The 23,045-nt window shown below is 63.6% G+C and carries 17 protein-coding genes; 8 read left to right on the top strand and 9 right to left on the bottom strand.

Features of this window, described 5'->3' with window-relative positions; genetic code table 11:
• Positions 1–33 precede the first annotated feature (33 nt).
• Positions 34–2,310 (bottom strand): 1,6-anhydro-N-acetylmuramyl-L-alanine amidase AmpD, encoded by a 2,277-nt coding sequence (ampD, locus tag EV688_RS17675; RefSeq protein WP_117315494.1) that lies wholly within the window; start codon positions 2,308–2,310, stop codon positions 34–36.
• Between the two features lie 121 nt (positions 2,311–2,431).
• Between ampD and nadC the strand changes: the two genes are divergently transcribed.
• Positions 2,432–3,274: a carboxylating nicotinate-nucleotide diphosphorylase gene (nadC, locus tag EV688_RS07765; protein ID WP_117315492.1), complete on the top strand. Its 843-nt coding sequence runs from the start codon at positions 2,432–2,434 to the stop codon at positions 3,272–3,274.
• Positions 3,275–3,384: 110 nt separating this feature from the next.
• On the opposite strand, the gene rraA is transcribed toward nadC, so the two are convergent.
• The gene (gene rraA, locus EV688_RS07770; RefSeq protein ID WP_240624237.1) at positions 3,385–3,876 is read right to left on the bottom strand and encodes a ribonuclease E activity regulator RraA; all 492 of its coding nucleotides are present in this window, start codon (positions 3,874–3,876) and stop codon (positions 3,385–3,387) included.
• Positions 3,873–5,633 carry an acyl-CoA dehydrogenase gene (locus EV688_RS07775; protein ID WP_117315490.1) on the bottom strand — a complete coding sequence of 587 codons (1,761 nt, stop codon included), beginning with the start codon at positions 5,631–5,633 and terminating at the stop codon, positions 3,873–3,875. Before EV688_RS07775 ends, rraA begins: the two co-directional genes overlap by 4 nt.
• 172 nt (positions 5,634–5,805) lie before the next feature.
• Here EV688_RS07775 and EV688_RS07780 point away from each other — a divergent pair, with 172 nt between their 5' ends.
• The 7 genes from EV688_RS07780 (at position 5,806) to coaE (ending at position 14,735) form a co-directional block, all read left to right on the top strand.
• Positions 5,806–6,762 (top strand): LysR family transcriptional regulator, encoded by a 957-nt coding sequence (locus EV688_RS07780; RefSeq protein ID WP_117315488.1) that lies wholly within the window; start codon positions 5,806–5,808, stop codon positions 6,760–6,762.
• Between the two features lie 122 nt (positions 6,763–6,884).
• Complete coding sequence (locus tag EV688_RS07785; protein ID WP_117315487.1) at positions 6,885–9,080, top strand: malate synthase G; 2,196 nt, start codon at positions 6,885–6,887, stop codon at positions 9,078–9,080.
• A gap of 411 nt (positions 9,081–9,491) precedes the next feature.
• Positions 9,492–9,977: a pilin gene (locus EV688_RS07790; protein WP_338065921.1), complete on the top strand. Its 486-nt coding sequence runs from the start codon at positions 9,492–9,494 to the stop codon at positions 9,975–9,977.
• A 180-nt stretch (positions 9,978–10,157) separates the two neighbouring features.
• A complete protein-coding gene (gene pilB / locus EV688_RS07795) occupies positions 10,158–11,903 on the top strand; it encodes a type IV-A pilus assembly ATPase PilB (protein WP_205686513.1) in 1,746 nt (581 codons plus the stop codon).
• 46 nt (positions 11,904–11,949) lie between these two features.
• A complete protein-coding gene (locus EV688_RS07800; protein ID WP_117315482.1) occupies positions 11,950–13,167 on the top strand; it encodes a type II secretion system F family protein in 1,218 nt (405 codons plus the stop codon).
• 63 nt (positions 13,168–13,230) lie between these two features.
• Positions 13,231–14,130, top strand: coding sequence for a prepilin peptidase (locus EV688_RS07805; RefSeq protein ID WP_117315480.1), 900 nt, complete (start codon positions 13,231–13,233; stop codon positions 14,128–14,130).
• Positions 14,131–14,135: 5 nt separating this feature from the next.
• Positions 14,136–14,735, top strand: a complete 600-nt coding sequence (gene coaE / locus EV688_RS07810) for a dephospho-CoA kinase (RefSeq protein WP_240624236.1) — start codon at positions 14,136–14,138, stop codon at positions 14,733–14,735.
• A gap of 309 nt (positions 14,736–15,044) precedes the next feature.
• Here the strand turns inward: coaE and mutT are convergent, their stop codons facing one another.
• From mutT to ftsA, 6 genes are all read right to left on the bottom strand, one after another.
• Positions 15,045–15,452 carry an 8-oxo-dGTP diphosphatase MutT gene (mutT, locus tag EV688_RS07815; RefSeq protein WP_117315477.1) on the bottom strand — a complete coding sequence of 136 codons (408 nt, stop codon included), beginning with the start codon at positions 15,450–15,452 and terminating at the stop codon, positions 15,045–15,047.
• Positions 15,453–16,682: a bifunctional glutamate N-acetyltransferase/amino-acid acetyltransferase ArgJ gene (gene argJ / locus EV688_RS07820; protein WP_117315475.1), complete on the bottom strand. Its 1,230-nt coding sequence runs from the start codon at positions 16,680–16,682 to the stop codon at positions 15,453–15,455.
• A 15-nt stretch (positions 16,683–16,697) separates the two neighbouring features.
• On the bottom strand, positions 16,698–19,436 hold the full coding sequence (secA, locus tag EV688_RS07825; protein ID WP_117315473.1) for a preprotein translocase subunit SecA: 2,739 nt from the start codon (positions 19,434–19,436) through the stop codon (positions 16,698–16,700).
• Positions 19,437–19,617: 181 nt separating this feature from the next.
• The gene (lpxC, locus tag EV688_RS07830) at positions 19,618–20,532 is read right to left on the bottom strand and encodes a UDP-3-O-acyl-N-acetylglucosamine deacetylase (RefSeq protein WP_117315471.1); all 915 of its coding nucleotides are present in this window, start codon (positions 20,530–20,532) and stop codon (positions 19,618–19,620) included.
• 36 nt (positions 20,533–20,568) lie between these two features.
• A complete protein-coding gene (gene ftsZ, locus EV688_RS07835; protein ID WP_117315469.1) occupies positions 20,569–21,738 on the bottom strand; it encodes a cell division protein FtsZ in 1,170 nt (389 codons plus the stop codon).
• Between the two features lie 62 nt (positions 21,739–21,800).
• On the bottom strand, positions 21,801–23,033 hold the full coding sequence (ftsA, locus tag EV688_RS07840; protein WP_117315467.1) for a cell division protein FtsA: 1,233 nt from the start codon (positions 23,031–23,033) through the stop codon (positions 21,801–21,803).
• Positions 23,034–23,045 lie beyond the last annotated feature (12 nt).

A 23,045-nucleotide genomic window follows, 5' to 3' on the forward strand; every position in this document is an offset into this window, starting at 1 on the left:
GGCCAGCTCCCTGCCCGCGGACAGCCGCCCGCGTCAGTCATCGGAGCCCGGTGAGCTGGCCCTCTCGGCCAGTGCCTGTACGTCCTTGAGCCGCGCACGCAGGCCCGTGAACGACACGCGCAAGGCCCTGGCAGCGCGGCGCGAGTCGCCACCGTGAGCGGCAAGCGCATCGCGCAGTTCCTCCAGCGACAGATCACTCGCCAGGCGGTAATCCGGAGACTCGTGCACCCGTCGGTACACCGACTGACGGGACACGCCGAGCTTGCGGGCAACGCGGGCAACCTCGTAATCACCGGCTTCCCACACGGCGGCAAAGTCTGCCTCGCTGATCTCGTTCAGGGGCCGCTCCGGTCGCCTGCCCGCCCCGATGGCCGGCGATTCCCGGGCGTCCTCCGCGCCGGCGCTATCCAGAAGCCGGTCGACCAGCTCGGCGGGTAGCTGCATGTCCCGATCCGCGGAGATCGCTACCTGACGCAGGGTATTGACCAGTTCCCTGACATTGCCCGGCCAGTCGTGGGCCAGCAGCAGGTCGAACAGCGCTGCGCAGCGACCCACCGCCAGGGGACTGTCTGCCAACAGGCACCAGAGGTCTTCGCCGCGGGATTCCTGCAGCGCCAGCGCCAGGTAATGCGCGGCGAGCAGGCCAATGTCCTCCGGGTGCTCGCACAGCGGCAGCAGGCGGATTTCCACGGCGCCCAGGCGATGGCGCAGCGCGGCGCGAAAGTCCGCCCCGTCTTCATCGATCGGGGTATCCGTCGCGGAAATGATGCGCGCATCGAAAGGGCGGATATCGCCGCCCACTACCTGCACCTCGCGCTGCTCCAGCGCGCGCAGCAGCTGCGGCTGCAGCACCAGGGGGGCATCGCCGATTTCATCCAGAAACAGGGTGCCGCCGTCGGCCTGCTCGAAGTAGCCCATCCGACGATCCGTAGCGCCGGTAAACGCGCCGCGCGCGGAGCCGAACAGTGTTGCCGCGGAAAGTTCAGCGGGTATGGCCGCCATATTCACCGCCACCATGGGCGAGGTCGCACGCCGGCTCTGCGCGTGGATGGAGCGGGCCAGCAGGTCCTTGCCGGTTCCGGTGGGTCCGAGCAGCAGCACGTCGCTGTCAATCGCGGCGGCGCGCGCCACCTGCTGCGCCAGCGATCGGGTGTAGGCGCTGCTGCCCAGCATGCCTTCCACCGTGGAGCATTCCGCCGTAACGCTCGAGACCGGCTCGAGGCGCATCAGCAGGACCACGCTGTGGGCGAGCATGAGCCTCACACCGGCGCGCAGGCGTACCGCGTCAATGACCACGTGATCAAAGACATCGCGCCCGTCCACGCACAGCCGACTGCTTCCCTGCAGGCGCGCTACCTGCCACTGCAGCCCGCCACCGGTAATCCGTATGGCGCGGCGACTGACGTGCGGATCGAGGAGCGCGCGAGCGGGGTCACTGCCTGGCAGACTGAAGGTCGGGGCGTCCCGCCCCAGCGTGATGGCGTTGTCGGATCGGCGCAGCGGACATTCAGCGCGCGTGCCGATGAGCTCGCGAACCGGGTGGAAGGCGACGGTGAACGCCAGTCGCTCGTCGCGACTGCCACCGCTCAGCGATATACGCCCCGGCCCGGTGACGGTATCGCTTCCCCCGTGATCCAGCTGTGCATTCATGCCCTGCATGCCCCCACGCAGCCCTGTCCCGGCCAGCCTAGCAGAAGGCGCCGCACCCGGTGGACAAGTGATCGCATCTGATGACGCGGCAGCAGCCGGACCGAGCCCCCGGGCGGCGAGGTCACGATGCAGCCTTGCCCAGTCGAAGGCGGGGCCGGGGTCGGTCTTGCGGCCGGGCGCGATATCGCTGTGACCGACAATGGCCTCCACAGACAGCTGTGGGTATGCCGCAAGCAGCGCCGGTATCAGGGCGGACAGCGCGTGATACTGGGCATCGCTGTAGGGCGTCGTGTCCGTGCCCTCCAGCTCAATGCCGATGCTGAAATCGTTGCAGGCCTCGCGGCCCTGAAAGCACGACACACCCGCGTGCCACGCACGCTGGTCACAGTTGACGAACTGGGTGATCGCTCCCTCGCGGTCCACGAGGAAATGGGCGGACACCTGCACGCCCGCGATATTGGCAAACCAGGGATGCGCCGAGGTCTCCAGCGCATTGCAGAAAAAGGACTCGATGCAGCCGTTGCCGAACTCGCCGGGTGGCAGCGAAATATTGTGCAGCACGAGAAGCTCCGGCACACAGCCCGGGGGCCGAGCATTGCAGTTCGGCGATGGACACCAGCGCGCCTGCGGCACAAGCCCTCCGTCTACCCTGAGCGTCATGCATGACTCCCCGGGGCTTCACATCCCCGCCGTCGCCAGGCCCGCCCTCGCTCACTGACGGCGCCCGCCACCCCTGCTATCATCGCTACCTCGTCCGCCAACCAGCAGCCACACCACACGCATGAAACCACAGTTACCGATAGCGCAACAGGTAATCGACGCCGACGTCGAACGCGCCCTCGCCGAGGACGTTGGCAGCGGCGATATCAGTGCCCGGCTCATTCCCGAAGACAGTACGGCGTCGGCGCGAGTCATTACCCGGGAAGCCGGCGTGCTGTGCGGGCGCCCCTGGGCGACCGCGGTGTTTGCCGCCGTCGATGCCCGCTGCGAGCTCGACTGGCAGGCAGAGGACGGTGACGTGCTGACACCGGGACAGACGCTGTTTACCGTGCACGGCCCGGCACGTGCGCTGCTCACCGCAGAACGCACTGCGCTGAACTTTCTGCAGACGCTGTCCGGCACCGCCACGCGCTGCGACGAGTACCGCCAGCGTATCGCCGACCAGCACACCCGGCTTCTGGATACCCGCAAAACCCTGCCCGGCCTGCGTATGGCGCAGAAGTACGCCGTCAGCTGCGGCGGCTGCGACAATCATCGCCTGGGGCTGTTTGATGCGTTTCTTATCAAGGAGAATCACATTGCGGCCAGCGGTGGCATCGCCGCCGCAGTGAAGGCGGCGCGAGGCGTCGCGCCCGAGCTGCCGGTAGAGGTGGAAGTGGAAACGCTGGCAGAGCTGCGCGAGGCAATTCACGCCGGTGCGGAACGGGTGATGCTCGATAACTTCACGCTCGACGCCATGCGTGAAGCTGTTGCACTCACCGATGGCCGCTGCGAACTGGAGGCCTCCGGCAACGTCACGCTGGACACACTGCCGGCAATCGCGGCGACCGGAGTCGACTTTATTTCCATCGGCGCCCTGACCAAGGACGTGAAGACACTGGACCTCTCGATGCGCTTTTCCTAAGGGCGTTCGGCACTCAATTCACAGGGGCGCCCGGCACTCAAAAAAACTCCGCGGAGTTTTTTTCAGCGCCGGCAAGCGCGTCATCTCGAACACAGGCCAACCGGCGCAGGTCACACGGACAGTGCCATCGCGCTACAGATCACTCCATTGTTGTCCGCATAGATAAACGCGCCCGGCTCAATCAGCACGCCGCCAACCGCAATCGCAATATCCCGCTGCCCTTCCCCGCGCTTTTCGCCGCGTCTGGGACAGCAGCCCAGCGCCTTGATGCCAATGGCCATGACCGCCAGTTCATCCACGTCGCGAACGGCCCCGACAATCACGAAACCCGACCAGCCATTGTCAAGCGCTGTCCCCGCCAGCATGTCGCCCACCACGGCCCGGCGCAGGGAGCCACCGGCGTCAACCACCAGCACCCGGCCCTCTCCTGGCTCTGCCACGGCCGCCTTCAAAAGCGTGTTGTCCTCGTGGCACTTTATCGTAACCGCCGGCCCCGAAAAGCTCGACACCGCGCCAAAGTTGCGCCACTGCAGCTCCAGGGCCTGCGCCTGCGGATACTCATCCGTGAGGTCCGGCGTGCTGATGGTCCCCACGCCAGTCACAGCCAATCCTCGCGGTAGCTCACCAGCGCATCAGCGGCGCCGGCAATGGCCCCCGCCGCAGCGCGACAGCGCGGCAGGATAAACTGCGCGTAGTAACGCGCGGTTGCCACCTTGCGCGCGTAGAACGGATTGTCCACGCCGTCATTCATGCGCGCTGCGGCCACCAGCGCCCCGCGGAACAGCTGCCAGCCGCCGAACAGGTAGCCGGTCTGCATCATATAGTCGAAGGCCAGGCCCTGTGCCGATTCCGGCGAGTCACCGTGCAGCGCCAGCAGGTTCTGCGTACTCTGCACGTGATCCGCCAGGGCCTCGGCCAGCGCCGCGGCCAGCACATCCAGTCCGGCATCGGCGAGTTCCTTCTGCGTCGCGGCAATGGCGTCGTGCACCGACTCCATCGCGCCACCGCCGTCACGCACCAGCTTGCGCCCGAGCAGATCTCCCGCCTGAATGCCGTTGGTGCCTTCATAGATGGAGGTAATGCGCACATCGCGCAGGTACTGCGCCGCACCGGTTTCCTCCACGTAACCCATGCCGCCATGCACCTGCACACCGAGGGAGGTGAGTTCCTGGCCCACCTCGGTCATCCAGCCCTTGATGACCGGGATCATGAGGTCGATCCGCGCCTGCTGCGCCGTGCGCTCCGACTCGGGTCCGTAGCGGGCGATATCCATGGTGACCGCCTCGCTATAGGCCAGCGCGCGCATGGCTTCATTCAGCGAGCGCATGGTCAGCAGCATGCGCTTGACGTCCGCGTGCTGGATGATCGCCACCCCACCCTGCACCCGCTCCCGCGCGTAGGCCACCGCCTTCTGATAGGCGCCTTCCGCCGCACCGAGCCCCTGCAGGCCGACCTTGAGCCGGGCCTCGTTCATCATGGTGAACATGCAGGCCAGCCCCTGATTCTCCTCGCCCAGCAGATAACCTACGGCACCCTCGTTGTCGCCAAAGGCCATCACGCAGGTGGGGCTGCCGTGAATCCCGAGCTTGTGCTCGCAGGACACGGGGTAGACATCGTTACGCTTGCCCGGTGCCCCGTTCTCATCCAGCAGGAACTTGGGCACGATAAACAGGGAAATGCCGCGGCTGCCTTCCGGCGCGTCCGGCAGCTTGGCAAGCACCAGGTGGATGATATTGTCGGTGGCGTCGTGATCGCCCCAGGTGATGTAGATTTTCTGTCCGCGGATGAGGTAGTGGTCGCCCTGGGGCTCGGCGCGGGTCTTCAGCACACCAAGGTCCGAGCCCGCACCGGATTCCGTGAGGTTCATGGTACCGGTCCACTCGCCGGTGTGCAGCTTCTCCAGATACTGCGCTTTCTGCGCCTCGGTACCGTGGCTCTCGATGGCCAGGGCCGCACCGCTGCTCAGGAAGGGCGCCAATGCAAAGGCCATGTCGGCGGCGTTCCACATCTCGCAGGCTGCGGTGCCGTAAAGCTCCGGCAGCCCTTGCCCGCCGTGGTCGGCAGAGGCGGCGATGCCGAACCAGCCGCCCGCGGCAAGCTGGCGCATGGCATCGGCGTAGCCCGGGGAAATGGTGACAGCGCCGTCCGCACAGGTGGCTGGCTGCTGGTCGCCGACCCGGCGCAGGGGCGCCAGCACGTCGCCGGCGAATTTTGCGCCTTCGCCCAGCACCGCGGCGGTCAGTTCCGGACCCACCCCGAGGTCGGCAAAGCGTGGCAGCTGTCCGAGGGTGTCGCCCGCGGCGAGCACCTCGTCGACCAGAAAAGCCATGTCATCCAGGGGGGCGTGGTAGTTGCTCATAGTCGGCAAACCTTCTTTGCAGGCAATCATCAAATGGCAATCCGACACATGATTATAAAGGATGCGATCCGCCGGATCAGGCGCAAACGGCCTGCCCAACGTATTCAGACCGCAATAGGACTGCTATATTTACCATTCACCTGATGAATAACGCCGCCGGAGTGCGCCGGGCATGCAACTGAACCGGATCGACCTGAATCTGCTGGTATACCTGGATGCCCTGCTGCGCGAGCGCAACGTGACCCAGGCCGCGCACACGCTGAACCTGTCGCAACCGGCCATGAGCAATGGCCTGCGCCGCCTGCGCGACCTGTTCGATGATCCGCTGCTGGTGCGCACCTCCGACGGCATGACCCCTACCGAGCGGGCGCTGGAGCTGGAGCCCCTGGTGCGCGACGTGCTCATGCACATTGAGCAGGCGGTTCAGCCGAAGTCCGCCTTCGAGCCCGACCACGCCACGCGGGTGTTCCGCATCATGGCCAGCGACTACGCCGAGTCCACCCTGCTGCCCGAGGTGCTGGGCAAGCTGCGCACCCAGGCGCCCGGCCTTACGCTGGATATCATGACGCCGTCGGACGTGAGCTTTCTCGACGTGGAGCGCGGCAAGGTGGACATGGTGATCAACCGCTTCGACGTCATGCCCCAGTCCTTCCACCAGATTCACCTGTGGAGCGATACCTTCTCCTGCCTGCTGAGTCCGAACAATCCGGTACTGGCCGACTTCACGCTGGACAGCTACCTGCAGGCCAGCCACGTCTGGGTGAGCAAGACCGGCATGGGCGTCGGCGTGGGCGTCGACCCCGATGATGTGCAGCGCCTGGGCTGGGTGGACGCGGCGCTCAACCGGCTGGGCAAAAAGCGCCAGATACGGGTTTTCACCCGCCACTACCAGGCGGCAATGACGCTGGCCGAGCAGAACGACCTGATTGTGACCCTGCCGACCCGGGCGGCGGAGCTGCAGCGCAACAACCCGCGGGTCGCGCTGCGCGCGCCGCCGCTGGAGATTCCGCCGCTGGAACTGAAGATGGCCTGGAGTCCGCTGCTGCAGCATAACCCGGCCAACCGCTGGCTGCGGCGACTGATTGCGGATACGGCGCGGGAGATGGATGGGCAGCCGCCGCTGGTGTGAGCCTGCAGTGCTGTGTACCGCCAACTCATTCACCGCTGTTATGGCCACGATACAATCAATAGCATTGGGGAATCACCCAGCATTCCGTAAGCTAACGGTTTTTTGCGTGAACGGAGTCCGATATGCCTTCGACGACATCGCCCGAGCCTCATGTCCAGCGCGCGGGCCTGCAGGTACACCCACGGCTTGTGGAATTGCTGGAAAACGACATTGCACCGGGTACCTCTATCAGCCCGGATGCATTCTGGGCCACCCTGGCTGACCTGCTGCGGGATTTCACCCCACGAAACCGGGAATTGCTCGAGGTACGGGAAACCCTTCAGCGCCAGATTGATGACTGGCACAGACAGCATCCGGGCAAGGATTACGACCGCAAGGCCTACCGTCGCTTTCTCGAGGACATCGGTTACCTGCTGCCTGCCGGAGAGCCATTTACCATCAGCACAGAGAACGTGGACCCGGAGGTTGCCCACGTAGCCGGGCCGCAGCTCGTCGTACCCGTCATGAATGCCCGCTATGCCCTGAACGCGGCAAACGCCCGCTGGGGCAGCCTCTATGACGCCCTTTATGGCACCGACGTTATCCCTGAAGAAAACGGCGCAGAGCGCGGCAGCCGCTATAACCCGGTGCGGGGTGCACAGGTTATCCGTCTCGCCCGCGAATTCCTCGACGAGCACTTCCCATTGAATGGCGTGAGTCACAAAGCGGTGACAGCCTACCGCGTCAGCGATGGCGAGCTGGTTGCCGAACGGGATAACGGGGCGACCTGCCAACTGCATTTCCCGGCGCAGTTCATCGGCTACCGCGGCAGCCAGGGCGAGCCCAGCAGCATTCTCCTGAAGCACAACGGCCTGCATGCCGACATTCTTATCGACCGCGACAGTGAGATCGGCGCGACCGATGCCGCCGGCGTCAGGGATGTGGTGCTGGAATCTGCGGTCACCACCATCCAGGATTGCGAGGACTCTGTGGCTGCGGTGGACGGGGAAGACAAAGCCGTAGTCTATCGCAATTGGCTGGGGCTGATGCGCGGCGACCTCACCGAATCCGTGGAAAAGGGTGACCGGGTGCTGCAGCGCACCCTGAACCCGGACCGGGAATACAGCGGCGCCGATGGCCAGCGGATCAGACTGCCCGGCCGTAGCCTGATGTTCGTGCGCAACGTCGGCCACCTGATGACCACCGACGCGGTGCTCGACGCCGACGGCAACGAGGTGCCCGAGGGTATTCTCGACGGCCTGTTCACCGCCTGCATCGCCCTGCACGATCTGAACAAGGATGCCGGCGCCGCACGCAATTCCCGCTGCGGCAGCGTGTACATTGTCAAGCCCAAGATGCACGGCCCCGACGAGGTCAGCTTTACCAACGACCTCTTTGACCGCATAGAGGATGCCCTTGGCATGCCCAGAAACACCCTGAAGCTGGGCATCATGGACGAAGAACGACGCACCACCGTGAATCTCATCGAGTGCATCCGCCGCGCCCGCGAGCGGGTGGTGTTCATCAATACCGGCTTCCTCGACCGCACCGGCGACGAGATTCACACCAGCATGGAAGCCGGCGCCATGACGCCCAAGGGCGACATGAAGCAGGAAGCGTGGATAAAAGCCTACGAGGACCGCAACGTGGACGTGGGCCTCGCCTGCGGCCTGCCCGGTCGCGCCCAGATCGGCAAGGGCATGTGGGCGATGCCCGACCTCATGGCGGACATGCTGAAAACCAAGATCAACCACCCCCAGGCCGGCGCCAGTACCGCCTGGGTGCCCTCCCCCACCGCAGCAACATTGCACGCCATTCACTATCATCAGGTGGACGTGCCCGCCCTGCAGGACAGCCTGCGCAAGCGGCCCATGGCCTCGCTGGACGATGTGCTCACGATTCCGCTGCGAGGCGCGGAGGGCCTGACGGACAAGGACATCGAGCGCGAGGTGGAGAACAATGTGCAGGGCATCCTCGGTTATGTAGTGCGCTGGATCGACCAGGGCGTCGGCTGCTCCAAGGTGCCCGATATCCACAACATCGGCCTGATGGAAGACCGCGCTACGCTGCGCATTGCCAGCCAGCACATCGCAAACTGGCTGCACCACGGCGTCTGCAGCGAAGCGCTGGTGCGCGAAACGCTGGAGCGCATGGCGGCGGTTGTGGATAACCAGAATGCCGGCGATCCGGCCTACCGCAACATGGCGCCGGATTTTGAGAGCAGCGTGGCGTTTCAGGCGGCCTGTGATCTGATTTTCAAGGGTCGCGAGCAGCCGAGCGGGTATACGGAGCCGGTCCTGCATGCGCGGCGGCGGGAGGCGAAGGCGCGCTGGGGCTGAGGGTGCTTTCGGTGCAAGTGCGGCACCGTTCGCATGACGTATCTGGTCAGTTATGAGCCCCGGGTGACAAAAAACGTCAGGTGAGTGCCGCGTTTTGTCCACGGGGTGCGGACTCCGGTTTGAGGTTACGCCACGTTTACGCAGGCGGCGCCTTGCCCAGATTCGACTCAAGCAGTAAGCCTCCTACCGAAACCCCTGTTTTTACAGTGTCTGCGATGTGTTAGGGGCTATCGAAAAACGATTTTTCATGAGAATGAGCCAAGTTGGCACGATGGGTGCAGTATCTACACCAACGATGACTATGCCCTGGAATGTTCCTGGTTTTGCACAGCCATCGCTGAGTTGCAGCCACGCGCCGAAACACACAATCGGCAACAGGCTGCAGGCCAACAAGACCCACGGGAGAAAACAATGAAAGCTCAAATGAAGAACGGACAAGGCGGTTTTACCCTGATCGAACTGATGATCGTCATCGCGATCATCGGCATTCTGGCGGCGATTGCGCTGCCGGCGTATCAGGATTATACGGTTAGGGCGCGAATGTCAGAGCCGTTAGCGGTTGCTGCTGAAGCGAAGACTACCATTTCGGAATTTGTGGCAACCAATGGCGCACTCCCCGGAACGGCGGCTGAGGCAGGATTAAACGAATTGACCACGGTCGTCACAGAAGCAGAACCAAACACGCTTGTTGACACAACAACGTGGAACGGTGGCACGGGAACATTTGAGATCACACTGAAGGCTGTTCCACAGGTGCCTGAGGCTCTGCAGGGAGCAGGAAACGGAATTCGGCTGGTAGGTACACCCACAGCTCGTGGCACTGTTACCTGGGCATGTGGTCCGACTAACGTTGCTAATGCCAAATACCTGCCTTCCTCTTGTCGCGACGCTGTATAGAGATTTGGACAAATAATAAGAAATAGTGATAGAACACCGCGTTTTTCGAATGAACTTAGGGCCCGCACTTCGCAGTGTGGGCTTTTTTGTTGGGACGGTAACACTGATTGACGACCCGACATATTGCAGATTAGGTCTAGTAGTCTGGCCTAGGTATACTCGTTTCCTGTCTCGTAGGACATGAGCAGTCGAGGAGTCCAACATCACGTGAACGAGCAAACCAAAACACCCCCCTCAGGCCTTGCCGGCCGGCTCGTTATCGAAGGTCTCATTGACGCCGACGACGCCCGCTTCGCCCAACAGTCAGCGGTTGATCAGCGCATACCCCTGGTCACCTATCTGGTTGAATCGGCGAATGTCGAAAGCAGCCGTATCGCGCAAATCGCCTCGCAGGAATTCGGTGCCCCCCGCTTTGACATCAGCGCTTTCGACAAGGAGCAGCTCCCGGAAGGCCTGGTGGAACCAGAGCTGATCACAAAACATCACGCCCTACCCCTGTTCCACCGCGGCAAGCGCCTGTTTATTGCCGTGTCCGACCCGACCAATCTCGCGGCGCTCGACGAGATCAAGTTCCACACCGGCATCAGTACCGAACCGATCATTGTTGATGAAACCAGTCTGAGCCGCGCCATTGCCGAATGGATTGAGGGACAGGACACGCTCAGCGGCGGGCTGGAAGATCTGGAGGCCGGCGAGCTCGACGGCATTGATGTCGGTGAGCCTGAAAATCCCAACAAGGAAGCGGACGATGCTGCAATTGATGAAACGCCCATCGTGCGCTTCGTCAACAAGGTGCTGCTGGACGCGATACGCCAGGGCGCGTCGGATATCCATTTCGAGCCCTACGAGAAGGATTACCGCGTGCGTTTCCGCACAGATGGCATGCTGCAGGAAGTCGTTCGTCCACCGCGCAATCTCGCACCCCGGCTGTCGGCACGCCTGAAAGTCATGTCGCAGATGGACATCTCCGAGCGCCGCATCCCGCAGGATGGTCGCATCCAGATGAAGCTGACCAAGAACCGCAATATCGATTTCCGGGTCAACACCCTGCCGACCCTCTTCGGTGAGAAGATTGTGCTGCGGATTCTCGATCCCACCAGCGCACAGATGGGCATCGACGCGCTGGGCTACGAGCCGGACCAGAAGAAAATGTACATGCGGGCGCTGGACCAGCCCCAGGGCATGATTCTCGTTACCGGCCCCACCGGCTCGGGCAAGACGGTATCGCTGTACACCGGGCTGAATATTCTCAACGAACCGCACCGCAACATTTCAACCGCGGAAGACCCGGTGGAGATCAACCTGTCGGGGATCAACCAGGTGCACGTGAACCCGCGGGTTGGCCTGGGCTTTGCCGAAGCGCTGCGCTCCTTTCTGCGCCAGGACCCGGACGTGATCATGGTCGGGGAGATCCGTGACCTGGAAACGGCGGAAATCGCCATCAAGGCGGCGCAGACAGGCCACCTGGTGCTGTCGACCCTGCACACCAACAGCGCCGCGGAAACCATCACCCGCCTGCTCAACATGGGCGTGCCCGCGTTCAACCTCGCCACCTCCGTCAGTCTGATTATCGCCCAGCGCCTTGCCCGTCGCCTGTGCAAGGAATGCAAGGTACCGGCGGACCATATTCCCCATGAAGTCCTGCTGGAGCAGGGATTCACGGAAGAGATGCTGCACGGCGCCACCATCATGAAGGCCGTGGGCTGTGACAAGTGCAGCGACGGCTTCAAGGGCCGGGTGGGGGTGTATGAGGTAGTGCGGATCACCCAGAGCATTGCCAACCTGGTCATGACCAATGCCAATTCCATGGAGATTGCCCGGCAGGCGCGCCAGGAAGGTTTCCACGATCTGCGCTCGGCAGCCCTGCTCAAGGCGGCCCAGGGTCTGATCACTTTGGAAGAGGTCAACCGCGTAACAATCGATTAGACTAACGGCCTGTTGATCACACAGAGGCCCTTATCCGGAAACCGCCATGGCTACCAGTGCAAGCAGTGATCTGTTCCTCTGGAACGGAACCGACAAGAACGGCCGCCAGACCAAGGGCGAAATCAATGCCTCATCACAGGCCATGGCGCGGGCACAGCTGCGCCAGCGCGGCATCACGCCGAAATCCGTCAAGCGCAAGCCCAAGCCCCTGTTCGGCGCCCGCAAGAAACCAATCAAGCCTTCGGACATCGCCATCTTCACCCGCCAGCTCGCCACCATGATGAAAGCCGGCGTGCCCCTGGTGCAGAGCTTCGATATCGTGGCGGACGGCCTGGAAAACCCGACCATGCGCAAGCTGGTCACCACCATCAAGAACGACGTCGCCGGCGGTACGGGCCTGGCCGTGTCCCTGAGCAAGTACCCACGGCACTTTGACGAACTGTTCTGCAGCCTTGTCGGTGCCGGTGAGTCGGCGGGTACCCTCGAAGTCATGCTCGATCGCGTGGCGACCTACAAGGAAAAAACCGAGGCGCTGAAGGCCAAGATCAAAAAGGCCATGACCTACCCGATCGCGGTTATCGTGGTGGCTCTGGTGGTCACCGGTATCCTGCTGGTGAAAGTGGTACCCCAGTTCGCCGAAACCTTCCAGAGCTTCGGCTCCGACCTGCCCGCCTTCACGCTCATGGTGCTGCGCCTGTCCGAGTTCGTGCAGTCCTGGTGGCTGATCATCCTCGGCGTCATCGTCGCCATGGTGTATGGCTTTCGCGAGGCCCGGCTGCGCTCGCCAGCCTTCGCCGAGAAGATCGACAAACTGGCCCTGAAGCTGCCCGTCGTCGGCGGCATCGTGCACGACGCGGTGATCGCACGTTTCTCGCGCACGCTGGCAACCACCTTCAATGCCGGTGTGCCGCTGGTGGAAGCGCTGGAATCCACGGCGGGGGCTGCCGGTAATTCGGTCTATGCCAAGGCCATTCTGATCATCCGCGACGACGTCACCACGGGTTCCACGCTGTACCAGTCGGTCAAATCGACCGGACTGTTTCCCAACATGCTGCTGCAGATGATCTCCATCGGCGAGGAATCCGGCGCCCTGGATGACATGCTCGACAAGGTAGCCACCTTCTATGAAGAAGCGGTGGATAACGCCGTCGACAGCCTGAGTTCGCTCATGGAGCCCATGATCATGTCCATTCTCGGCGTGCTTGTGGGCGGCCTGATGGTGGCGATGTACCTGCCCATCTTCATGCTCGGCTCGGTGATCTGATGCGGCCCGATTGCCTCAAGCGGCGTCCCATCCGACCTGCCCGTCGACCTTTCCGTCGTTAAGGTGTTAGCGGCCTGGCTCACAGAGCACACCCTGTGGTTCTACGGTGTGCTGGGAATCCTCGGCCTGCTCCTCGGCAGTTTTCTCAACGTGGTGATTCTGCGCCTGCCGCGGATTCTCGAGCATCGCTGGCATCAGGAATGTACCGAGTTTCTTGGCAGCGCGCCTACGCCGGAGGCTGCTGAAGACACGCCCGGCCCTGCGGCATCCACACCCACGTTTTCACTGGCCTACCCACCATCGCACTGCCCGCACTGCAAGCACCCGATCCGTCCCTGGCACAACGTTCCTGTTATCGGCTGGCTGTGGCTGCGCGGTCGCTGCCCGGACTGCGGCGCAGGCATTTCCGCGCGCTACCCGATTGTCGAGGGGCTCACGGGGATCATCACCGTATACCTCGGTCTGCAGTTCGGCGTTTCCCTCCTGCTGATAGGCGCGCTGCTGCTGAGCTGGGCCCTCATTGCCCTCACCGTTATCGACATCGATACCCAGCTGCTTCCCGACGACGTCACCCTGCCGCTGCTGTGGCTAGGACTCCTGTTCAACCTTGCCACTGACATGGTGCCGCTTGCCGATGCTGTAGTTGGCGCGGTGGCGGGCTACCTGCTGCTGTGGAGTCTGTACTGGGCGTTCAAGCTGCTGACCGGCAAGGAAGGCATGGGCTACGGCGACTTCAAGCTGCTCGCCGCCCTCGGCGCCTGGCTCGGCTGGCAGAGCCTGCCGATGATCATCCTGCTGTCCTCGCTGGTGGGCGCCGTTGTGGGCATCGCGCTGATCGTGCTCACCCGCCGCGGTCGCGATGTGCCCATTCCCTATGGCCCCTACCTCGCCGCTGCCGGATGGATCAGCCTGGTCTGGGGCGATGTCATCAACACGACCTACCTGCGCATCATCGGCGTTTAAGGGCGGTGTTCGTTGTTGGCATCACCGGCGGCATTGGCAGCGGCAAGTCAGCCGTCACATCGCGGCTCGCCGCAAAAGGCATTGATATCGTGGACGCCGATATCGCCGCACGCACTGTGGTCGAACCCGGCACCCCCGGCCTTGCAGCGATCGCCGCGCACTTCGGCGACGCCATTCTCCAGGAAGACGGCAGCCTGAACCGCGCCGCCCTGCGCGAGCGCGTCTTCAGCGACCCCGACCAACGTCACTGGCTGGAACAGCTCACCCACCCCCTGATCGGCGAGGAGATCCACCGACAGCTCAGCACCGCGCAATCCCCCTACGCCGTCCTCAGCTCCCCCCTGCTGCTGGAATCCTCACAACACACCCTAGCGGATTGCATTGTCGTCGTCGACGTCCCCGAAGCGCTACAGATCGCCCGCACCATGGCCAGAGACAACAACAGCGAAGACCTCGTACGCCGCATCATGGCCGCCCAACTCCCCCGCGACAAACGCCTTGAAGGCGCCGACATCATCATCGACAACAGCACCCCCCTCGACACCCTGGACGAACGCGTCAACGCCCTGCACGAAGACCTGCTGAACCGCGCAAGCAGTCGCTGAACGCTCAACGCTTTCAGATATTGGCTGAGTTAATCAGGCGAACGCCCAAGCGGTAAAAGGGTTCGTGGAGAGAAATCCGTCTGGAACGTGCTCAACCCAAGTCGCAGAACACCAGAAAAGCTGCAAAAAACTTTACCTTGGCGATAGCAGGCTCACCCGATTGGCACGACAGTAAAGGTCTTTCTCCCTGTCGGCGATCGTCCGAGACCGTCGGCCGCATGGATGTGACCGGCTAGGTGCGGCCGCCGAGCCCCCACGGATGGGTTCACGGCGTGTCTCGAACGATCGCCGACAGGGAGAAAGACCGCACTACGAAGTCCCACCCAAAGAATCAGCGATCAACACCTCAACAATCACCCCATTCGCCTCAGGAAACTCATATTCCCCCAGCGATGAAACCGCCACCCACCGCACCGGCTGCCCCTCACGCCCCTCGGCCTCACCACTGAAATGATGAACCCGAAAAACCTCAAGCGTCACACAGCGATCCGGATAATCAAACTGCACTTCAAGCAAGGCATCCGTCGCAAGCGCATCAATGCCAACTTCTTCCCTCAGCTCACGCACCAGTGCATCCCGCGCTGTTTCCCCGGCCTCCACCTTGCCACCGGGAAACTCCCATAAGCCGCCCTGATGCCGATGATCCGCCCGCCGCGCAATCAGCACCCGGCCATCGCCGTCCAGCACAACCCCGACCGCCACGCGAAGTCGCTGCATTCAGGTACGGTACTCGGCGTTGATGCGCACGTAATCGTAGGAGAAATCCGAGGTCCAGACCGTCTCCTCGGCATCGCCCCGGGCCAGCGCGATATCGATTGCGATGTCAGCGGCCGCCATGGCGGCAGCGCCCTGTTCCTCGGTGTACGACGCCGCACGACAACCGTTCTCGGCAATCAGCACGCCATTCAGGCGCAGACTCACTGCGTTGACATCGAGGGCGGGCAGGCCGGCACGGCCGATCGCCGCCAGCAGGCGGCCCCAGTTGGGATCGCTGGCGAACAGCGCTGTCTTCACCAGCGGGGAATGGGCGATGGTAAAGGCCACGTCCAGGCACTCAGAGCTGTAGGCGCCCTCCCTGACCGTAATGCTCACAAACTTGCTCGCGCCCTCGCCATCGCGCACCAGCCCCTGGGCCAGTGACACGCAGACGTCGCGAACCGCTTCGGCCAGGGCCTGCGCCTGGGGGCTGTCGAGGCTATCGAGCTCCGGGTTGCCCGCTGCACCGGTCGCCATCAGCACGCAGGCGTCGTTGGTGGAGGTGTCGCCATCCACGCTGATGCGATGGAACGAGGCATCCGTGGCGTTCTGCAGTATTTGCTGCAGCAGCGGCTGGGAGACGGCGGCGTCCGTGGCGATGTAGGCCAGCATGGTGGCCATGTCCGGTCGCAGCATGCCGGCCCCTTTTGCCATACCGGTAACGTGGAAGACCTGACCCTCGCAGGTGACGCTGGCCGAAAACAGCTTGGGGCGGGTGTCGGTGGTCATGATGCCCCGCGCCGCCGCTGCCCAGCCCTCTGCGGACAAGGCTGCCCTGGCCGCCGGTATCGCCCGGGTGATCACGCTTACCGGCAGGTGTTCGCCGATAACCCCGGTGGAGAAAGGCAGCACCGTGGACGCATGAACGTCACAGGCTGCAGCCACGGCCTCGCTGCAGGCCCGGGCATCGGCAAGGCCGCGCGCGCCGGTGCCGGCGTTGGCGTTGCCGGTGTTGATCAGCAGGTAGCGCGGCAGGCTGTCGCAGGCCGCCAGTGATTCCCTTGCGACGGTGACCGGCGCGGCGCAGAAGGCGTTGCGCGTGAACAATGCCGCACAGCGGGTGCCCGGCGCCAGTTCCACCAGCACCAGGTCGTCGCGGCCCGGCTTGCGCACGCCCGCGGCGACCGTGCCGAGGCGAATACCGGCAATCGGCTGCGCAGTCCCGCTGATAGTGCCGCTGAAGTCAGCCACCGCGGCGGCCCCGACCTACAGCGCGCCGTGGCACTGCTTGTATTTCTTGCCGCTGCCGCAGGGGCAGGGGTCGTTGCGGCCCACCTTGGGTGCCTCGCGGGTGAAGGTCTGGGGCGGTTCCGGCTGCACCTGCGCTGCAGACTGCCCGGCCGGGCCCGAGGGTGCCGTCTCTGTTTCCGTGGCCAACGCCGAGGCGGCCGCGTGCTGGAAGGCCAGCTTCTCGCGCTCCGCCGCTTCCCGGCGCTTCTGGTCGATCAGCGCCGACTCATCCTTGTTCTGTACCTGTACGTGGCTCAGGAATTTGATGACCTCGTACTTGAGGTTGTTCAGCAGGGTCTCGAACAGGGCAAACGATTCGCGCTTGTATTCCTGCTTCGGGTTCTTCTGGGCATAGGCGCGCAGGTGGATGCCCTGGCGCAGGTGATCCATGGTCGCCAGGTGCTCCTTCCACAGGGTGTCGAGCACCTGCAGCATGATCTGCTTCTCGATGCGGCGCATGTTCTCGCCCACCAGCTCGCACTTCTCGTCGTAAGCGGCCTGCACCGCGTCGCAGATGCGATCGCGGATCTTCTCCTCGTGCAGCTTGTCGTCTTCCTCCAGCCACTGCTGCAGCGGCAGCGTGATCGCGAACTCCGCCTCCAGCTGCCGCTCAAGGCCAGGGATATCCCACTGCTCTTCCACGCTCATCGGCGGGATATAGCTGTCGATGGCCTCGTTCACCACATCGCGGCGGATGGTGGTGATGGTCTCGGAGACATCCGCCTCGCCCAGCAGTTCGTTGCGCTGGCCGTAGATGATCTGGCGCTGGTCGTTGGCGACGTCGTCGTACTCCAGCAGCTGCTTGCGAATATCGAAGTTGCGTCCTTCCACCTTGCGCTGGGCCTTCTCGATGGCGTTGGACACCATGCGGTGCTCGATGGCCTCGCCCTTCTCCATGCCCAGGGCCTGCATGAAGTTCTTCACCCGCTCCGAGGCAAAGATGCGCATCAGGCTGTCTTCCAGCGAGAGGTAGAAACGGGACAGGCCCGGATCGCCCTGGCGCCCCGCGCGACCGCGCAGCTGGTTGTCGATACGCCGCGACTCGTGGCGCTCGGTGCCCAGAATATGCAGCCCGCCGGCCTCGATCACGCGCCTGTGACGCTCTTCCCAGTCTGCGGTCTGGGCCGCGCGCTGTTCTTCGGAAATGTCGTCGCCCATGGCCGCAAGCTCGGCATCCAGGTTGCCGCCGAGCACGATGTCGGTACCGCGACCGGCCATGTTGGTGGCGATGGTGACCACGCCGGGGCGTCCGGCCTGGGCAATGATCTCGGCTTCCTGCTCGTGGTACTTGGCGTTGAGCACCTTGTGTTCAATTTTCGACTTGCGAAAGCGCGCCGACAGCTCTTCGGAGGTCTCCACGGATGCGGTGCCCACCAGCACCGGCGCGCCCTGCTCCATGCAGGACTGCACGTCGGCCACGATGGCGTCGAACTTCTCTTCCCGGGTCATGTAGACCAGGTCGTTGAGGTCCTTGCGCTGCATGGGCTTGTTGGTGGGGATGGCGATCACCTCCAGGCCGTAGATCTGGCGGAACTCGAAGGCCTCGGTATCGGCCGTGCCGGTCATGCCGGCCAGCTTGTCGTAAAGGCGGAAATAGTTCTGGAAGGTGGTGGAGGCCAGGGTCTGGCTCTCACTCTGGATGCCGACGCCCTCCTTGGCCTCGATCGCCTGGTGCAGGCCCTCCGACAGGCGCCTTCCGGGCATCGTGCGGCCGGTGTGCTCGTCAATCAGGATGACCTGTCCATCCTGCACCATGTACTCCACGTCGCGGTTGAACAGGACGTGAGCGCGCAGGCCGGAATAGACGTGGTGCAGGAGCTGCAGGTTGGTTGCCGCGTACAGGCTCTCGCCCTCCTCGAGCAGGCCCTGGTCAACCAGCAGCTGCTCGACATGCTCGTGCCCTTCCTCGGTAAGCTCAATCTGACGCTGCTTCTCGTCAACGGTGAAGTGGCCTTCCTGACCCTCGTCCTCGCGCTTGAGGCCCGGAATCAGGGCGTTGATCTGCTTGTACAGCTGGGAGCTGTCCTCGGACGCACCGGAGATGATCAGCGGCGTGCGCGACTCGTCGATAAGAATGGAGTCCACCTCGTCGACGATGGCGAAGCTGAGATCGCGTTGCAGCTTGTCCTCCAGCGTGAACGCCATGTTGTCGCGCAGATAGTCAAAGCCGAACTCGTTATTGGTCCCGTAAATCACGTCCGAGGCGTAGGCCGCGCGCTTCTGCTCCGGCAGCTGGCCGGAGCGCACCACGCCCACCGTGAGGCCGAGAAAGGCGTACAGCGGTCCCATCCACTGGGCGTCGCGACTGGCCAGGTAATCGTTCACCGTAATCAGGTGCACACTGCCGCCGCCGAGGGTGTTCAGGTAGGTGGGCAGCGTCGCCACCAGGGTCTTGCCCTCGCCGGTTTTCATTTCGGCAATCTTGCCCTCGTGCAGGGCCATGCCGCCGATCAGCTGCACATCGAAGTGGCGCATGCCGAGCACCCGCTGGCTTGCCTCGCGCACCACCGCGAAGGCTTCCGGCAGCAGGGCATCGAGGCTTTCGCCGGCGGCGTTGCGCTCGCGCAGCGCCGCGGTGCAGGCTGCCAGCTCATCGTCGGACAGCGCCTGCATGGACGCCTCCAGCGCGTTGATGCGCCGCACCGTCTTGCGCATGCGCTTGAGCTCGCGCTCGTTGCGGGTGCCAAAAACTTTCTTCAGTGTCGTGTTGATCATCGTGAACAGGTCATCCAGTCAGTAAGCCACAGCCTTGAGGGCGGTGCCGCAGACCGGTCAGGCCGCCTGGCAAGGACCGGTCGAGCTGCGGATCAGGGAATCCACCGGGGGAAAAGCGCCCAGCATAAAAGGCGCCAAGTGTCGCATAGTGGCGGGGATTTTTCCACGCGACGGCGTGGCGTCAGGCGGCCGGTGCCTGAATCTGGCCGAGGCCGAGGGGTGCCCGGGAGGCATCGGCAAAGGTAACCGTCTCCCAGGCGTCCGTCTGCGCCATGAGTGCCCGCAGAACGCGGTTGTTCAGCGCATGGCCGGACTTGTAGGCACGGTACTCGCCGATCAGGGGACTGCCCAGTAGATAGAGGTCGCCCATGGCATCGAGCACCTTGTGCTTGACGAACTCGTCATCAAAGCGCAGACCATCGCGATTGAGAATGCGGTACTCATCGAGAATGATGGCGTTGTCCTCGCTGCCGCCGCGGGCCAGCCCGCGGGAACGCATGTATTCGAGTTCGTGCATGAAGCCGAAGGTCCGCGCGCTGCTGACCTCATCGGCAAAGGACACCCGCGAGAAGTCCAGCTCGACATGGCCGCGTCGCTGGCGGAATTCCGGGTGGTCGAAATCAATGGTGAAGGTAATCTTGAAGCCGTCAAACGGCAGGAAAGATGCCTGCTTGTCGCCATCGGTCAGCGTGACGGGGTGTTTTATACGCACAAAACGCCGCAGCGCATCCTGCTCGAGAATGCCTGCGGACTGAATAAGAAAGACAAAGGGACGGGCGCTGCCGTCCATGATGGGGACCTCGGCGGCACTGATATCCACGCGGGCGTTGTCAATACCGAGGCCGGCCAGCGCCGACATCAGGTGCTCCACGGTGGATACACGGTGGGCACCCGATATCAGCGTGGTCGACAGCAGGGTGTCGCCGACGTTCCCGGCGGTGGCGGGGATGTCCACCACCGGGTCGAGATCGACGCGCCGGAACACGATACCGCTGTTCACCGGCGCCGGATGCAGACCCAGGTGCACGGTTTCACCCGTGTGCAGGCCAATACCGGTCGCCTTGATGGCGCTGCGCAAGGTCCGCTGTCGGATCATGTCTCCTCCCTACTGCCGTCGGAAACGCCGACGGCGTCAGTCTGCCTGGCGGCGCAGGAAGGTGGGAATATCAAAATACTCACCACCCGCCGCCGTGTCCGTGGGCGCCGCCGGTGCTGCGCCCGCCGCGGCACGACGACGTGCCGGCGGCGTCTCGTAATCGGCGTAATCCGGCTGTGCCGGCACCTCTTCCGCGGCCGGCGTACGGCGCGCAGGTGCCTCGACAACCTGCAGCGGCACACGGGCAGGCTCTGCGCCGAGCCCGGTCGCCACCACGGTCACCCGCAGTTCGTCGGTGATGTTCGGGTCGATCACCGTACCGACGACCACAGTCGCCTCCTCGGAGGCAAATTCCTCGATGGTATCGCCCACCTCGGAAAACTCACCCAGCGACAGATCGAGGCCAGCCGTGATGTTGACCAGGATCCCGCGAGCACCCTGCAGATCGATATCATCCAGCAGCGGACTGTTGATGGCCCGCTCCGCGGCCTCCCGCGCCCGGTTCTCACCGCGTGCACTGCCGGTGCCCATCATGGCCATGCCCATTTCGGACATTACGGTGCGCACATCGGCAAAGTCCACGTTGATCATGCCGGGACGGATAATGAGATCGGCAATGCCCTGAACTGCTCCCAACAGTACATCATTCGCTTCCTTGAAGGCATCGAGGAGGCTGGTATTTTTCCCGAGCACCTCGAGCAGCTTCTCGTTCGGAATGGTGATTAGAGAGTCGACGTGCTGCTGAAGTTCCCTGACGCCGGCTTCGGCGATGCCAAGCCGCTTCTTGCCCTCGAAGGGGAACGGGCGCGTGACCACGGCGACCGTAAGAATACCCAGCTCACGGGCAACCTCGGCCACCACGGGCGCGCCACCGGTGCCGGTGCCGCCGCCCATGCCGGCGGTGATGAACACCATGTCCGCGCCGCGCAGGGCATCGGCAATGCGGTCGCGGTCTTCCATGGCGGCGGCGCGACCGATATCCGGGTTGGCGCCAGCGCCCAGGCCCTTGGTGATGTCACCGCCGAGCTGCAGCACCGTACGCGACTCGATATCCGAGAGCGCCTGCGCGTCGGTATTGGCGCAGATGAAATCCACGCCTTCCACATGGTTTTCGATCATGTGCTTGACGGCGTTGCCACCACCGCCACCGACACCGATCACCTTGATTACCGCGTTCTGAGGTACATTATCGATAAGTTCAAACATGGTCTTTCTCCCCGTTGCTGAAAGTCGCGCAGCGCGCGACGCTTCGACTCAAAATGTCATTCCTAGAAATTACTGCTGACCCAGGCGCGAAAGCGCGCCCACCAGCCTGCACCAGTGCCCGTGGCGGCGCTTCGCGGCGCCTCGCCCGGGTGCTGGAATCCGTAGTGCAGCAAACCCACCGACGTGGCGTAGATGGGATTGCGCACGATGTCTGCCATGCCCTGCACCGTGTGCGGATAACCAATCCGCACCGGCATGTGGAAAATCTCCTCCGCCAGCTCCACCACCCCTTCCATTTTCGAGGTGCCGCCGCAAAGAACGATGCCCGCGGGAATGAGATCCTCGTAGCCGCTGCGGCGCAGCTCCGCCTGCACCAGGGTGAACAGCTCGTCATAGCGCGGCTCGACCACCTCGGCCAGCGACTGCCGTGACAGATCCCGCGGCGGGCGATCGCCCACGCTCGGCACCTTGATGGTCTGGTCGGCACCGGCAAGCTGGGTGAGTGCGCAGGCGTACTTGATCTTGATTTCCTCGGCGTACTGCGAGGGCGTGCGCAGCGCCATCGCGATGTCGTTGGTGACCTGATCGCCGGCGATCGGAATCACCCCGGTGTGGCGGATCGAGCCTTCGGTGAATACCGCGATATCCGAGGTGCCGCCGCCGATGTCCACCAGGCAGACACCGAGCTCGCGCTCATCCTCGGTGAGCACCGCATAGCTGCTGGCGAGCTGCTCGAGGATGACCTCCTCGACTTCCAGGCCGCAGCGGCGGATGCACTTCTCGATGTTCTGCGCCGCGTTCACCGCACAGGTGACCAGGTGCACCTTCGCCTCCAGCCGTACGCCGGACATGCCCAGCGGCTCGCGAATGCCTTCCTGATTGTCGATCACGTATTCCTGCGGCAGGATGTGCAGGACCTTCTGGTCCGCGGGAATGGCGACCGCCCGCGCGGCCTCCAGCACCTGCTCCACGTCGGCCAGCACCACCTCGCGATCGCGGATGGCAACAATGCCGTGGGAATTGAGGCTGCGCACGTGGCTGCCCGCGATGCCGACAAACACCGAGTGTATCTGGCAGCCGGCCATCAGCTCGGCTTCCTCCACCGCGCGCTGTATCGACTGCACCGTGGACTCGATATTGACGACGACGCCTTTCTTCATGCCCTTGGACGGGTGCGAGCCGATGCCGACGATCTCGATACGTCCGTCCGAATCGGTCTCGCCGACGATGGCGACAACCTTGGACGTCCCGATATCCAGGCCTACGATCATTCCCTTGTCTTTCACACTAGCCATGTTGTCGTCGTG

It is taken from the genome of Chromatocurvus halotolerans, assembly GCF_004340525.1.
Taxonomy (GTDB): Bacteria; Pseudomonadota; Gammaproteobacteria; order Pseudomonadales; family Halieaceae; genus Chromatocurvus; species Chromatocurvus halotolerans.